This window comes from Streptomyces sp. col6 (assembly GCF_008042035.1).
GTDB lineage: Bacteria > Actinomycetota > Actinomycetes > Streptomycetales > Streptomycetaceae > Streptomyces.
Window position 1 is genome coordinate 1 of the sequence record NZ_RDBL01000092.1, and the last position, 644, is coordinate 644.

General features: G+C 72.0%; 1 protein-coding gene and 1 pseudogene. One reads left to right on the forward strand and one right to left on the reverse strand.

Translation table 11 applies throughout. The features are described 5' to 3' along the window. Positions 1–302 (forward strand): DUF6879 family protein (locus EAO73_RS36260; protein WP_412075998.1); only part of this gene is annotated, 302 nt, incomplete at its 5' end. Positions 303–371: 69 nt separating this feature from the next. Here the strand turns inward: EAO73_RS36260 and EAO73_RS36265 are convergent. Then, a pseudogene (locus EAO73_RS36265) lies at positions 372–644 on the reverse strand (PIG-L family deacetylase); the annotation flags it as partial.

The following is a 644-nucleotide window of genomic DNA, read 5'->3' on the forward strand; positions in this document are numbered from 1 at the left end:
ACTTCATCCAGTACGAGTGGGAGACCACCACCATCGTCAACGTGCCCGCGGGGGAGAAGGTCCGCTGGCTGCCCCGGCAGAACGCGTCGGACCTGCTGCTTCCCGGCAACGACTTCTGGGTCTTCGACGACAGCCTGCTGCGATGGACCACCTTCCACGGCGACGGCTCCTGGGGCCCGCACGCGTTCTCCGAGGACCCCAAGCTGATCCGCCAGTGCAAGGAGGCGTTCGAATCGGTGTGGGCGCGCGCCGTCGACCACGCCGACTACACGCCGCCGCGCAAGGAACAGGCCGCGGCCTGAGACCCCCGGCACCCGGCGGCCCCGCTCCCCTCAACGGGAGCGGGGCCGCGGCCGTGGGCCGTACGCGTCTCAGATGCCGATGATCTCGAACGGCAGCGCCGGCACCCCGCCGAAGCGCGCGCCGAACCGCGTCAGCTTGGTCGTCAGATACCCGGCCGCGTCCGCCATCGGGTTGTCCGGCGGCAGCGACGCCAGATAGCCCGCGTGCGCGGCCAGGGCCTCGATCCCCGCCTCCAGCCCGTCGGTGACGTCCACGGCGTACGTGGACGCCGGGGAACCGCCGACCGCCAGCCACCGCACACCCGGCCAGGGCTCGTGGCCCTCCTCCACGAGTTCCGGGAA